Annotated in this window: 13 protein-coding genes; 3 read left to right on the top strand and 10 right to left on the bottom strand. The window is 69.3% G+C overall.

Features of this window, described 5'->3' with window-relative positions:
* The first annotated feature begins 32 nt into the window (after nucleotides 1-32).
* Both ACN6M5_RS11875 and ACN6M5_RS11870 read left to right on the top strand, forming a co-directional pair.
* Nucleotides 33-728, top strand: coding sequence for a helix-turn-helix transcriptional regulator (locus ACN6M5_RS11875; protein WP_434950056.1), 696 nt, complete (start codon nucleotides 33-35; stop codon nucleotides 726-728).
* 63 nt (nucleotides 729-791) lie between these two features.
* Nucleotides 792-2,951: an ATP-dependent Clp protease ATP-binding subunit gene (locus tag ACN6M5_RS11870; protein WP_434950054.1), complete on the top strand. Its 2,160-nt coding sequence runs from the start codon at nucleotides 792-794 to the stop codon at nucleotides 2,949-2,951.
* Nucleotides 2,952-2,989: 38 nt separating this feature from the next.
* Here ACN6M5_RS11870 and ACN6M5_RS11865 read toward each other — a convergent pair whose 3' ends face one another.
* The 6 genes from ACN6M5_RS11865 to ACN6M5_RS11840 are packed head-to-tail and all read right to left on the bottom strand — an operon-like array spanning nucleotide 2,990 to nucleotide 5,760.
* Nucleotides 2,990-3,532, bottom strand: coding sequence for a phage tail protein (locus ACN6M5_RS11865; RefSeq protein ID WP_434950052.1), 543 nt, complete (start codon nucleotides 3,530-3,532; stop codon nucleotides 2,990-2,992).
* Nucleotides 3,533-3,539: 7 nt separating this feature from the next.
* Nucleotides 3,540-4,034, bottom strand: a complete 495-nt coding sequence (locus ACN6M5_RS11860) for a phage tail protein (protein ID WP_434950050.1) — start codon at nucleotides 4,032-4,034, stop codon at nucleotides 3,540-3,542.
* Between the two features lie 19 nt (nucleotides 4,035-4,053).
* A complete protein-coding gene (locus ACN6M5_RS11855; protein ID WP_434950048.1) occupies nucleotides 4,054-4,566 on the bottom strand; it encodes a phage tail protein in 513 nt (170 codons plus the stop codon).
* On the bottom strand, nucleotides 4,563-4,862 hold the full coding sequence (locus ACN6M5_RS11850; RefSeq protein ID WP_434950046.1) for a DUF6916 family protein: 300 nt from the start codon (nucleotides 4,860-4,862) through the stop codon (nucleotides 4,563-4,565). Before ACN6M5_RS11850 ends, ACN6M5_RS11855 begins: the two co-directional genes overlap by 4 nt.
* A complete protein-coding gene (locus ACN6M5_RS11845; protein WP_434950044.1) occupies nucleotides 4,859-5,323 on the bottom strand; it encodes a GNAT family N-acetyltransferase in 465 nt (154 codons plus the stop codon). Before ACN6M5_RS11845 ends, ACN6M5_RS11850 begins: the two co-directional genes overlap by 4 nt.
* Nucleotides 5,323-5,760, bottom strand: coding sequence for a DUF6916 family protein (locus ACN6M5_RS11840; RefSeq protein WP_434950042.1), 438 nt, complete (start codon nucleotides 5,758-5,760; stop codon nucleotides 5,323-5,325). The genes ACN6M5_RS11845 and ACN6M5_RS11840 overlap by 1 nt, the downstream gene beginning before the upstream one ends.
* 198 nt (nucleotides 5,761-5,958) lie before the next feature.
* Here ACN6M5_RS11840 and ACN6M5_RS11835 point away from each other — a divergent pair, with 198 nt between their 5' ends.
* Nucleotides 5,959-9,843, top strand: coding sequence for a beta strand repeat-containing protein (locus tag ACN6M5_RS11835; RefSeq protein ID WP_434950040.1), 3,885 nt, complete (start codon nucleotides 5,959-5,961; stop codon nucleotides 9,841-9,843).
* Nucleotides 9,844-9,867: 24 nt separating this feature from the next.
* Here ACN6M5_RS11835 and ACN6M5_RS11830 read toward each other — a convergent pair whose 3' ends face one another.
* The 4 genes from ACN6M5_RS11830 to ACN6M5_RS11815 all read right to left on the bottom strand — a co-directional run bounded on the left by ACN6M5_RS11830 (nucleotide 9,868) and on the right by ACN6M5_RS11815 (nucleotide 13,254).
* Nucleotides 9,868-10,104, bottom strand: coding sequence for a hypothetical protein (locus ACN6M5_RS11830; protein ID WP_434950038.1), 237 nt, complete (start codon nucleotides 10,102-10,104; stop codon nucleotides 9,868-9,870).
* Entirely contained in the window at nucleotides 10,101-10,724 is a 624-nt protein-coding gene (locus tag ACN6M5_RS11825; protein WP_434950036.1) for a hypothetical protein, read from the bottom strand. Before ACN6M5_RS11825 ends, ACN6M5_RS11830 begins: the two co-directional genes overlap by 4 nt.
* Nucleotides 10,725-10,857: 133 nt before the next feature.
* Entirely contained in the window at nucleotides 10,858-11,418 is a 561-nt protein-coding gene (locus ACN6M5_RS11820; protein WP_434950034.1) for a hypothetical protein, read from the bottom strand.
* 159 nt (nucleotides 11,419-11,577) lie between these two features.
* Nucleotides 11,578-13,254: a phospholipase C gene (locus tag ACN6M5_RS11815; RefSeq protein WP_434950032.1), complete on the bottom strand. Its 1,677-nt coding sequence runs from the start codon at nucleotides 13,252-13,254 to the stop codon at nucleotides 11,578-11,580.
* Nucleotides 13,255-13,311 lie beyond the last annotated feature (57 nt).

The raw sequence follows: 13,311 nt of genomic DNA, 5'->3' as shown, positions 1-13,311 counted from the left end.
AGCGCGGACACCTCGTATACGCGGCGAGCGGTGTGTTGGCCGCATACACCGAGGACGGAACCTCGATCGTCCCCGCCAACCGCGTCGGTTGGATTCCGGCGGGCTTCGCGCATTTCCATCGCGCCCACGGAGACTCCGATATGCGCATCGTGTTCCTGACCCCCGCCCTCGCATCCCTCTTGCCTGCGCGTCCCGCGGTGTTTCTGGTCTCGAGCCTGGCGCGCGAACTCCTCCTGGCGATCACTGGTCACGGCCAAGCTGGTGACGGTCACCCCGACTACAGCAGCTCCGCTCGCGGTCGTCTCCTCCGTGTTCTCGTCGACGAGCTTCACGACGCGGCAGATCAGCCGCTTCACCTACCGGAGCCGAGCGACGACCGGCTCCGCGCCGTCACCCAGGCGCTGTATGACGCCCCTGGCGACAACAGCACGCTCGAAGCTCTGGGAAGGCGGGTTGGTGCGAGCGGCCGCACGCTCAGTCGCTTGTTCGCCAGCGAATTGGGGATGACGTTCTACCAGTGGCGCACACAGCTGCGGATCTATCACGCGCTGACTCTCCTCGCCGATGGCTGGGACATCACACAGACCGCGTATGCATGCGGGTGGGCCAACCCGAGCGGCTTCATCACGGCGTTCAGTGAACTCATCGGGACCACGCCCGGGCGCTACAAGGCCGACCTTCAGCCCAAGACCCTCAACGTGCAACTTTCTCCGCACGGGAGGAAATAGGGGGGTGCGAAAGAAAGTTGAGCCTAGTAGACTCAAGTTTGCCCGACCGAGGAAAGGACACCAATGGCGAACATGCAAGGCGCGCCCTCCACTCAAGAGGAGCAGAAAAGCGCGCTCGAACAGTACGGCGTCAACCTCACGGAGATCGCCAAGAGCGGCAAGCTCGACCCGGTCATCGGCCGGGACGCCGAGATCCGCCGCGTCAGCCAGGTGCTCACGCGCCGCACCAAGAACAACCCCGTGCTCATCGGGGAGCCGGGCGTCGGAAAGACCGCCGTCGTCGAAGGTCTGGCCCAGCGCATCGTCGCCGGCGACGTCGCAGACTCCCTGAAGGGGAAGCAGCTGGTCTCCCTCGACCTCTCCGCCCTCGTGGCCGGCGCGATGTACCGCGGCCAGTTCGAGGAGCGGCTGAAGGCCGTCCTCAAGGAGATCAACGACGCGGAGGGTGAGATCATCACCTTCGTCGACGAGCTGCACATCCTGATGGGCGCCGGTGGCGGAGAGGGCTCTGTCGCCGCCTCCAACATGCTGAAGCCGATGCTCGCCCGCGGCGAGCTGCGCCTCATCGGCGCGACCACGCTCAACGAGTACCGCGAGTTCATCGAGAAGGACGCCGCCCTCGAACGCCGCTTCCAGCAGGTCTACGTGGGTGAGCCGAGTGTCGAGGACACCGTCGCGATCCTCCGCGGCCTCAAAGGCAGGTACGAGGCGCACCACGGAGTCACGATCGAGGACTCCGCCCTGGTCGCAGCCGCATCCCTGTCGAACAGGTACATCACCGCCAGGCAGCTGCCGGACAAGGCGATCGACCTCATCGACGAGGCCGCGAGCAGGCTCAAGATGGAGATCGACTCCGCCCCCGTCGAGATCGACACGCTGCAACGCGTCGTCGAGCGCATGAAGCTCGAAGAGTTCGCGCTCAAGAAGGAGAAGGACGAGGCGAGCAAGGAGCGCCTGGAGCAGTTGCGCACCCGGCTGCACGAGCAGGAGGCCCAACTGGCCGAGCTGCAGGAGCGATGGCGTGCGGAGAAGGCGTCGCTGAACCGCGTGGGAGAACTCCGCTCCCAGCTGGATGAGGCCAAGACCAAGCGCGACCTCGCGCTGCGGGACGGCCGTTACCAGGAGGCGTCGCGCATCGAGTACGAGACCATCCCGGCCATCGAGCGGGAGCTCGCGGAGGCGGAGAACGCCGAGAAGCACCCGGATCAGCCGCGCATGGTCAACGAGCAGGTGACCGCCGACGACATCGCCGCCGTCGTCGCCGCGTGGACGGGCATCCCCGTCGACCGGCTGACGCAGGGCGAGACGGAGAAGCTGCTGCACCTGGAGGCCGAGCTCGGCCGCCGCATCATCGGGCAGAAGAAGGCCGTCGCCGCGGTGGCGGACGCCGTCCGTCGCACGCGCGCCGGAATCTCCGACCCCGACCGGCCGACCGGCTCCTTCCTGTTCCTCGGGCCGACCGGTGTCGGCAAGACGGAGCTGGCGAAGGCGCTCGCGGCCTTCCTGTTCGACGACGAGAAGTCGATGGTGCGCATCGACATGAGCGAGTACGGCGAGAAGTTCTCGGTGTCCAGACTCGTCGGCGCCCCTCCCGGCTATGTCGGTTACGAGCAGGGCGGTCAGCTGACCGAGGCTGTCCGTCGCCGGCCGTACTCGGTGATCCTCCTCGACGAGGTGGAGAAGGCGCATCCCGAGGTCTTCGACGTGCTGTTGCAGGTGCTCGACGACGGGCGCCTCACCGACGGCCAGGGCCGGACGGTCGACTTCCGCAACGCCATCCTGATCCTCACCTCCAACCTCGGAAGCCAGTTCCTGGTCGACCCGAGCCTGAACGAGACCGAGAAGGAGGAGGCGGTGATGCAGATGGTCCGCCAGGCCTTCAAGCCGGAGTTCGTGAACCGCCTCGACGACATCGTGGTGTTCTCCGCCCTCGACAAGGAGGAGCTGGGCGAGATCGTCGAGCTCAACATCGACCGGCTGATGCGCCGCCTGCAGGAGCGCCGCCTCGAACTGGCGGTGACCCCGGATGCGCGGCGCTGGCTGGCCGAACGCGGCTACGACCCGATCTACGGCGCCCGCCCTCTTCGCCGTCTGATGCAGCGCGAGATCGACGACAGGCTCGCCACGGAGCTGCTGGCCGGAGAGATCCGGGACGGCGACGTGGTGAGGGTCGACCTCGCGGAGGACGGCGAGCACCTCACGGTGGCGCCGGTGCGGGAGTAGCGCGGCGGCCGCTCTGCCGTACTAGCCGCGCTGCCGTCCTACGGACGCGGCGGGAAGACGCCCTGGAGGGCGATGATGTAGTTGAGCGAGAGGTACGGCTGCAGGTTGTTGTGCGGCTGGCTGCTGCCCGCGACGGCGAACGCGCCGGCCGCGAGCGGCACGGTGGCCTGGCCGGTGGAGTACGCCCGCTCGGTCACCCTGCCGTAGCGTGGGATGGCGAGCGCGGCGTCCGAGGACACGACGCTCGTCGTGCCCGGCGCGTTGACGGCGAGCACGTTGTGCGTGTGCGATGGGATCGTGCTCTGGTTGAGCGAGACGGCCTGTTCGCCGCCGCTCTGGCCGAGGTCGTACGACGAGAGTCCGCCGCGTGGCCCGTTCGGCGTCCAGCCGAGCGCGGTCCGCCCTTGCAGATTCGGCAGCGCGAACGTCGACCTTCCGTCTCCGCCGTACGTGGTGCCGAGCAGGGAGAAGAGCGCCGTGTTCTGCGAGAGCGGCAGGAGCTGTCCCAGGCAGAACGCCCACCCCTGAGGGGCGAAGGCGAAGGCGACGAGGCGGATCTCGCCGACGAATTGGTCAGACATCGGTTCCTCAGTTCGGGGTGGGGAAGATGCCCACCAGGGCGATCAGGAAGTTGACGGTGAGGTACGGCGCTGTGTTGGTGTGCGGCTGGTCGCCGCCGGCCTGCGACACGGCGATGGGCGCCATCGTCGCCGTCGGGGCGGACGCGTATGCCGCCTTTCCCGGCTGGGCGAGTTGCGATCCGGTCGGCGTCGTCGTGTTCGGCACGACGGCGACGGCCGCTTGATGCGTGTGCGCGCCGAGCTCGCTCGCTGTCAGCGTGTGGTCGTACTCCCCGCCTGCCTGGCCCTGCGGGAAGTCGTTCGCGAACCCGACGGGCACCCGCCCGCGCAGGTCGGGGAGGCGGAAGTTGGTCTGACCGTTTCCGCCGTATGTCGTGCCGAGCAGCGAGAACAGTGCTTGATTCTGGTTGATCGGAAGGAATTGCCCGTCGCACATCGCCCAGTTCTTCGGCGCGAATGAGAACGAGGCCAGGCGGATTTCGCCCAGGTACGGTGTGCTCACGCTGGTCTCCTCAATGTGTTCAAGTCTGGGACGGAAACAGGCCGTACAGCGAGATGATGTAGTTGATGGCGAGGTACGGCGGCATGTTGTCGTGCGCCTGATCGCCGCCGGCCGGGTTGAGTGCCGTTCCGAGCTGGGCGGTGGGCGTGTCCGTGCTGAACGGGACGTCGGCCCAGCCGGCCAGGTAGTTGCCGGAGGCGGACGGCGTTGTGGCCGTCGCCGCCGCGGCGATCGGGTGCCCGTGCCGGGGGAGCTGCTGCACACCGAGCTGGACCGTCTCCGCCCCAGCGGCTTCGCCCATCGTGAAGGTGCGACCCAGCGAGGGCCCGGTGCCCTGGTGCACGGGAAGGCGCCCGCTCAGGTCCGGCAGGCCGAAGGTCTCGATGCCGTCGCCGCCGTATGTCGTCCCGATGACCTGGAACAGCACATCATTGTCCGAGATCGGCAGCAGACCGCCGGTGCAGAGCGCCCATCCCACCGGCGCGAAGGTGCCCGCGAACATCCGGATCTCTCCGACGTACGGCTGACTCATGCCTGCTCCTTGTCCTGGGTGAAGATGGCTTCGAGGCGGAGCCCGTCTGCGTCGCGTGCGAGCGGCACGACGAAGACGGGTTCGGCGATCCCGGCGCCGACGATGTCGTAGCTGTTCTGCTCGGCGGGGAAGTCCGTCCCTGCGCGGAACTCGAGTGAGAACGTCGTCCAGGCGCCGTCGGTCTGCTGGTCGCTGACCGACGTCAGGTGGATGCGGTACCGCGTTCCTGCCCCGTCCACGGCCTCCAGGTCGGCGCCGCTCACCGCACTCCAGCGCTCGTATGCCGTAAGGCTCATCGGGCGGCCTCCGTGCTCATGGCCAGGTAGCCTCCCTGTTCGGACACGGTCGTGAAACCGTGCCGCCGATACAGCCGGATCGCGCCGGCGTTCAGCGCCCAGACGGTGAGGGTCACCCGGTCGGCCGAGGCCGCGAGCCAGGACAGCGCGCGCGAGCCGAGGCCGCCACCCCTGTGCTGCGAGAGGATCGTGAGATCGACGAGGTGCGCATCGCTGCCGGTGCGGTCGACCGTGATCGAGCCGACCACCTCGCTGTCGAGGAGGACGAGCGAGGTGATGGCGCCGGGGTGCCGCGATGCCCGCTCCGCCCATGCTGCACGGAACTGCAGGTCGAGCAGTTGGTCGAGCACGGGGCCGTCGATGCCGGGGAACTCGCTCCGCTTTGCGTCGTCGAAGATCGCGCGCTCCAGGGCGGCGTCGTCCGGGCTGGCGGCACGGAACCCGATCGTGTCGGTCAGCATCACAGGTTCCGGATGACGATGGCCTGCAGCGAGCGCGTCATGCGCCTCGGCCCGATCGCGACGAGGAACAGCGTCGTCGCCGGCACGCCGTCGGCGGAGAGCGTGTAGATGCCGTCCGCCGCCTCGTATCCGGCGGCGGCGGTGAAGTGCAGACCGAAACGGTGCTCGTGGCCCGCGTCCGCCCCTCCGGCGACGTCGTCGACGCTCGCGAGGGTGAGGTGGATCGTGCGCTCGTCCGAGACGGCGGTGAAGGCGTGCCCGACGGCGGGGAGGTAGAGCGAGCGCGTCGGCTCGACGGCGGCCGCAGCGGTCGCTGGGGTCGCGGCGGCTGCTCGGGATGCGGCCCCCGCGAACGCGGGAACGGCGGGAGCTGCCGCGGCGACGGCGGCGACACCCAGCCCGCTCAGCGCAGAGACCATGACGGTTCGACGTGACACCTCGGGCACGAGAGTCCTTCCTGCGGGCACCGCGCGGGTCGGGTCGCCGCGGGAGTTCGACTGCGAGCCTAGGGCATCGCCGCCTGGCGTTCTGACACTCACAGAGGGGGCATTCGCGGACGCGTCGGTGCCGATAGCATCGCAATGCACTCATTACTAGGCCAGCGACCCGGGTTGGCAGAGGGAGCCCGACCGCCCATGCCGTCCCTGCCCGTGCGCGCCCTCTCGGTCGTCGCCGTCCTCCTTCTCGCGACGGCCGGGATGCTCACCGCTCCCGCACCAGCGCTGGCGGCAGGCTCCACCATCGTGGTCACCAGCACGGCCGACACGGATGCGACCGGCGCATGCTCGGGCGGCACGACACTGGCGAACCCGGTCACCCTCCGCAACGCGCTCTGCGTCGCGAACAACGTGGGCGGCGCGTGGGACATCACGGTCGGTGCGGGAACGTACGCGCTCGACGACACGCTCGGCCCGCTGACGGTGGGCACCGCATCCGGAGCGGACACCACCCTGGCAGCGGCATCCGGTGCGTCCCCGAAGGTGGTGGGCGCCGGAGCGAAGCAGGTGTTCGTGCTCGACCCGAGCGGTGTCGGCGGTGTCTCCGTGACGCTGGACGGACTCTCGGTGCTCGGCGGTGTCGACAACGTCATGGGAGGCGGGGCACTGATCGGCGGCTCCGGCAGCGCAGCGACGCTCGACTCCCTCACCATCCGCAACTCGACGTTCTCCGGCAACAAGGCCAACACGGCGACGGGCCAGAGCACCGCGAACCCCGGCGGCGCCATCCAGTTCATCGGCGGTGCGCTCACCGTCGTCGACTCGACCTTCACCGGCAACGACGCCGGCAGCAGCGCGGGTGGTGCCATCGCATACCAGGCGCAGGGCACGGCGTCCGGCGAGAAGCTCTCGATCACCGGCAGCCGGTTCACCGGCAACACCACGACGGCGACGAGCCCGGTCGGCAACGGCGGAGGAGCGCTCGCGATCAGCGACGTCGCCGGGTCGACGCCGATGAGCATCACGGGAAGCACCTTCGCGAACAATGCAGGAGTGTCGAGCGGTGGACCGTCCACCGGATCGGCCGTCTGGCTGAACGGCGGCACGCTCTCGATCACCGGCTCGACGTTCACCGGCAACACCGGAACGGGCGGTTCCGCCGTCGCCGTGACGGCCGGTTCGCTCACCGCCCACTACAACAGGATCACCGGGAACACCGCTCCGGCGCTCGCCGTCGCCGGGGGCTCGGCGCTCGCGACCCAGAACTGGTGGGGATGCTCGACCGGCCCGGCAAGCTCCGGATGTGACACGGTGAGCGGAACCACGGCCGCGGCGTACACGCCGTACCTGCGCTTGACGGCCACCGCGAACCCCTCGCCGATCGTGCGTCCGGCGACAACGTCGACCTTCACCGCGAGCCTCCTCCTCGACTCGGCGGGCGCGGCGGTCGCGCCGTCGTCACTCACGGCGTTCGACGGCCTCCCCGTTGCCTGGTCGAACGCGCTGCCGGCCGGGTCGTCGATCGGTGCGTCGTCGGCCATCGCTGCCGGTGTCGCCTCCTCCACCTTCACGGCGGGCGCGACGGGCGGGGTGGGTTCCGCGACCGCTCAGCTCGACGGGGGCACGGTGTCCGCCCCCGTCTCGGTCTACACGCTCGCGTCGTTCACGTCGCCGTCCACGTTCGGCGCCGTCGTCGGCACCCCGGCATCGTTCACGGTGGTCGCCACCGGCTATCCCGCTCCTGCGCTCACTTTCGTCGGCTCCCTGCCGCCCGGACTGACCGCCACGATCAACGGCAACGGCACCGCGACCATCAGCGGGGTCCCGGCAGCGGGCAGCGCGGGCGACTATCCGGTCACCGTCACGGCCAGGAACGCCGCATCGCCGTCCAGCGTCGCTCAGACGTTGACCATTGTGGTGCAGCAGGCCGCCGCCTTCACGAGCGCGGCAGCGAGCACGTTCGCGGTTGGATCGAGCGGGAGCTTCACCGTGACGGCGTCCGGCCGCCCGACACCCACGCCGATCACCGTGACCGGCACGCTGCCGCCCGGTGTGACGTTCACCGACCACCACGACGGAACCGCCTCCATCGCCGGGACGCCGTCGGCAGGGTCTGGCGGGGTGTACCCAGTGACCCTCCAGACCTCGAACGGCGTCGGGGCCGCCGCCGTCCAGTCGTTCACGCTGACCGTGAACGAGGCGCCGCGCATCACCAGCGTGCCGAGCGTGACGACCACGCTCGGCACCGCGGCGACGTTCACCGTCACCACCGGGCACGCGTACCCCGCCGTCTCGGCGCTCACCGTCACGGGGACGCTGCCCGCCGGCCTCGGCTTCGTCGACAACGGCGACGGCACGGGCACCATCTCCGGCACCCCGACCGGTCCCGGCGGGAGCACGGTCGTCACGATCACCGCCGCCAACGGGGAGGGCCAGGACGCGACCCAGTCGTTCCAGCTGCTCGTGCACGCGGCCCCCGTGGTGACTCTCGCCGCGGCAGACCAGACCGCGAACTCCGGAGCCACGGTGAGCTTCACGGCCGCCGCGAGCGGCTTCCCCGCCCCGGCGGTTCAGTGGTGGGTCTCCTCGGACAACGGAGCGACGTTCGTCCAGATCCCCGGCGCGACCTCGACCACGGTGTCGCTCACCGCGCGCACCATCGACGACGGCCGCATCTTCCGTGCCGTTTTCACCAACGTGGCGGGCAGCACGCACACCGACGCACGTCTGATCGTCGGCGACGCTCCCACCATCTCGAGCCCGGCCGCCGCCGAGGTCACGGCGGGCGCCGGCGTCCAGGACATCGCCGTCACCACGGCGGGCTTCCCGTCTGCGACGCTCGCGGCGACCGGCGCGCTCCCCGCCTGGGCGACCTTCACCGACCACCACGACGGAACGGCGACCATCTCGGTCGACCCACCCGCCGCATCCGGTGGCCTGTACCCGTTCACGATCACCGCGAACAACGGATTCACGCCGAACGCCAGCCAAGCCTTCGTGCTCACCGTGCTGCAGTCCCCGGGGTTCACCTCCGCGGCCACCGCCGGGATGAGCGTTGGCAGCGCCGGATCGTTCACCGTCACGACGGCGCCGGGATTCCCCGTGGCGACGACCGTCACGGCGAGCGGGACACTGCCGTCCGGACTGGCGTTCACCGACAACGGGGACGGCACGGCGACACTGTCCGGGACCCCGGCACCTGGTGAGGGCGGCGCGTACGCGGTCACCCTGACGGCGACGAACGGACGCGCAGCCTCGGCGACGCAGACGCTCACGCTCACCGTGATCGAGGCGCCGACGTTCACCAGCCCGGCCGCCCTGACGGCCACGCGCGGTGTCACGTTCGCGGCCACCGTGACCACCGGCCACGCCTACCCGGCGATCGGCGCGCTGTCGGCGACGCCCCTCCCCGCTGGGCTGACCTTCACGGACAACGGCGACGGGACCGCGAGCATCCGGGGCGTCACGACCGACCAGGCCGGCGCATCCACTGTCACCGTCACCGCGACGACGCCGGGACAGCCCGACCTCGTGCAGGTCGTGACCATCGCGGTCGTCGACGCCGCCGCCGTGCCGCTGCCGCCCCTCCCGCCCACGGCGGCAGGACCGCTCTCCGGCGTGCCGACGACGGTGACAACGGGCCAGCAGCTCACCCTGACCGCCAGCGGCTTCGCCCCAGCGGCGCCCGTCACCTTCGGCATCTACTCCAGCCCGGTCGTCCTAGCGACGGTCACGGCCGACGCCACCGGCTCGGCGACGGCGACAGTGACGATCCCCGCGGGACTGACGGGCGCGCACTCGCTGGTCGCGACTGGCATCGGCCCGGACGGCACGCCTCGCTTCGTGCGCACCGACATCGCGCTGCCGACCGCCCCGGTCGACCCGGGGACGCCGGGGACGCCAGGGACGCCGGGCACGCCAGGGACGCCCGCCACACCGGGTGCGCCCAGCGCGCCGACCGCGTCCGGCGGCTCCGGCCTGGCCGCGACCGGCCTCGACGCGTCCGGGCTCGCGGCGCTCGCGGTCCTGCTTCTGGCAGCAGGCGCGCTCGTCGCCTTCCGCCGCCGCCCGCAGCGGCCATAGCGCGACGCGAAGCCGCGCCGAACGTCACCGGTCGTCGACGGTGCGCAGGTACAGGGCCAGGCAGATCAGTCCGGCCGCGAGCGGCATGGCGAACGCTGTCCAGATCTTGGTCAGGGCGACGACGAACGAGATGAGTCCGGCCTGTTCGAGCGTGACGCCCACCACAGTCAGAACGTCGCCGCTGAAGAGCAGCAGAGTGCCGACCGCGGCAAGGATGATGCCGGTGCTCAGATACCGCCGAGCGGAACTGCGGTGACTCATTCGGGTGTCCCTTCGGTGCTGGTCCAGAGGCCGGCGCAGTACGCCTTCACCGTCTTGCCGTATGCGGTGATCCGCGTATGGAATGTGTCGGCCGTCAGGTGCTGGTCGGCACCGGCTTCGTTCGCGATCGCCTGGACGATGGCTTCCAGTCCCGGGTAGACCTCCACCGTTCCGGGAAGCAGCTCGTGATAGGCGCTCTGGTCGAAGAGCGCGTCGAAGATGAGGCTGGTGACGAAGCCGGAGCACGTGCCGATGCTCTCGAGTTCGTCGGAGACGGCCTGAGGATGTGGCACGTAGCTGTCGGTGGGCGTCGCGGTGACGCCCACCGTTGCGGCCAGTTGGACGAGTCGACCCGGTGTGCCTGTCGCATACCAGTTTGCGCCGACCGTCACGCGGTTGGTGGCGTTGAAGGTCGGGGTGAGGTCGTCCAGCGCCCGATCGACGGAGCTGTCATGGCGGTAGATCCTGAGCGCGATGGTCTCACCGCCTGGATAGAAGCAATCGACTCCGGACATCGTGTCGTAGGAGTACATGTCGTCTACCAGAAGGTCGGCCCGGTCGCAGCCCAGAGCCGAGGCGATCGCCGGCGCTTCACTCGGCTCGATGCGCCCGGTGGACACGCGCCCTTCCGTGGTCGGGGTCGTCGACGAGGCACCGTCCGATCCTGCGCATCCGGCAAGGGCAGGCGTGGCGAGAAGGAGGGAGAGGAGGGCGACCGATCGCCCACCTCTCGACCGGGTGCGAGCGATCATCTCAGTAGAAGACGAGCGAGGTTCCGGTGGCCCCGATGGACTGGCCCTTGACCTTCGCCGTGGTTATCACGTTGCCGATGCGGACCGACTTCGCACCATAGCTCCCGCAACCGATCGCGACGTACTGCGCCGTCCAGGTCGAACCGACCTTGTTGTACCCACGCCCTTGCATGCAGGGATTTCCGTGCGAGTTCGGATCGACTTCCCATCCGTAGATGTGGGCGGCCGAATCGTTGATTCCGATGAGCGAGCATCCGTCCACGGAGGTGTACCAGGCCCCGCCGACCGGAATGGTCATCCGGTACCAGTTGCAGCCGCTCGCCCGTGCGCCTCTCGGGTTCGCGACGGCGGTGTGCCTCGATTCGTCGATGTTCGCTGAGGTGAGGCCGCCGTGCTCGTCCGCGATGAAGACCGGCCCCGTGAGGTCGACCCCGTGCTCCACGTGCATGCCGGATACGTCGATGCCGTCGTCGGCTGAGACCGCGGCGTGCGCCGGCGTCAGCGCAGCGACCGCCACGATGCACCCGACAATCGCCCCGATGGTTGCGTTGGACAGTTTCATTGGTCACTCCGATCTCACCCGCTCCGTCGCGAGTCCGCCAACGATAACAGAAATCTGACGTGGAAAATGTTGCGTCTCACTCCGCCCGATTTCCCTCACACAAACGAGTGGTCCCGGATCGCCGCAGCGACCCGGGACCACTCGGCCCAGCGCAGCGCCCTACGGCTGCGTCGACCACCCGTTGCGCGGCGGCGTCGGCCAGTGCGGGCGCGTCGGGACGACCGCCGTCACGGCGCCGGTCGTCGGCGAGAGCAGAACCTCGCGCTGTTGCGGCCGGAACCAGTCGAACATCCCGCCGAGGGATCCTGCCCGTGCGTCGAAGCTGGCGTCGCCGATGCGGCCGGTGAGCCAGTTGTTCTCGATGAAGCGCAGCACCGATGTCTGGTCGGTGGGCGTGTGGTCCACCTTGTTCTGCGCCGCGTACGGCGAGATCACCAGGAGCGGGAGGCGCTGGCTCGGGCCGCAGCGGTCGGCGTATCCGCCCGCGGTGTGCGAGACGGAGGTGCAGACCGAGGAGTCGACGGCCGGGTCGGCCGAACCGTTGGTGACCTTCGGGGCCACGTGGTCGTACCAGCCGTCCGAGTCGTCGTACGCGACGACGACCGCCGTGCTCGACCAGGAGCTCGACTTCTGGATGGCGTTGATCTGGTTGACGAGGAACTTCTGCTCGTCGATCGGGTCGGAGTACGACGCGTGACCGTCCTGCGCCTCCGGTGCCTTGAGGAACGACACGGACGGCAGGTTGTTCGACGACAGGGCCGCCGAGAACGACGAGAGGTCGTACTGGTGGTTGGCCTGGTCGGTGTGCCCGATCGCCTTCGTCGAGGTCGGCGGAAGGTGGTGCGGGTTGGACGTGGACTTGTAGTACTGGAACGGCGAGTGGTGCGGCGAGTAGTCCTTCGGCGTCGCGCCCGCGATGTTGGCCGTGGTGGCGTCGCACTTGGCGTAGTGGCCGCTCGTGCCGTCCCACGCGGTGGTCGGCGTGAAGCCGCCCTGGAACCAGCCCCAGGTGACCCCGCGGTTGTTGAGCAGGTCGCCGATGTTCTTCCCCGCCATCCCGACGACGGCCGACGTCGACACGTGGTCGTTGTCCGAGCAGTCGTCGTATGCGGGGTCGGGGTCTCCGATCACCGTTCCGACGCCGGAGGCGTTCGGCGACTGCACGGCAGTGGATGCGGTCAGCGTCGCCCCGGTCTTCGGGTCGTACGCCGTGCCTCCGTGCGTCTGGCCGGAGATGAGGTTGAGCGCTCCCGGCGTGGACGGGCCGAACGTGGTGTCCCAGCTGTTGTCGCTCATCGCGTAGTTCTGGGCGTAGTTCCACAGGCCGGTGACGGTGTTCCCGTCGTAGTAGTCCATCGCGAGACCCGGTGCGCCGAACTGGCCCGTGCAGGTGTCCGTCGAGGTCTTCTGCACGAACAGGTCCATCTTGCCTCCGTCGACGGCCTGCTGCTCCGCGGCGTAGCTGTGGTTCTGGTCGCAGGTGACGGCCTGCGTCGAGGCGAGCCGTTTCGGCGGGTAGAGGTTCGGGTTGCTGGTGAGCGCCCCTGAGGTGACCAGGGTGTTCGCCTTCGGTGTGCTCTTCGCCGCGGTGAACGGGGTTCCGTCGGTGTTGGTCGCGGACGGGTACGTGCCGAAGTAGTGATCGAACGACACGTTCTCGTCGAAGATGACGACCAGGTGCTTGATCGGGGTGAGGGTGAATGAGGAGTGTGAGCTCTCCGCGGAGGCCGGGGCGACCGTGAGGAGCCCGGCGCCGATGAGAGCGGCGGCGCCGACGACGGCGAGACCGGCGCGGGTGACCGTCGCGGAGCGGTGCAGACGAGGTGGTCTGAACACGATTCCTTCTTCCTGTGTGTGTTGATCGTCGGCGCGGGATGCGCCGAGCTCTGTCGC

This window comes from Leifsonia araucanica (assembly GCF_051161895.1).
GTDB lineage: Bacteria > Actinomycetota > Actinomycetes > Actinomycetales > Microbacteriaceae > Leifsonia.
Note: the sequence above shows the minus strand (reverse complement) of the source record. Positions and strands in the feature narration are given on the sequence as shown.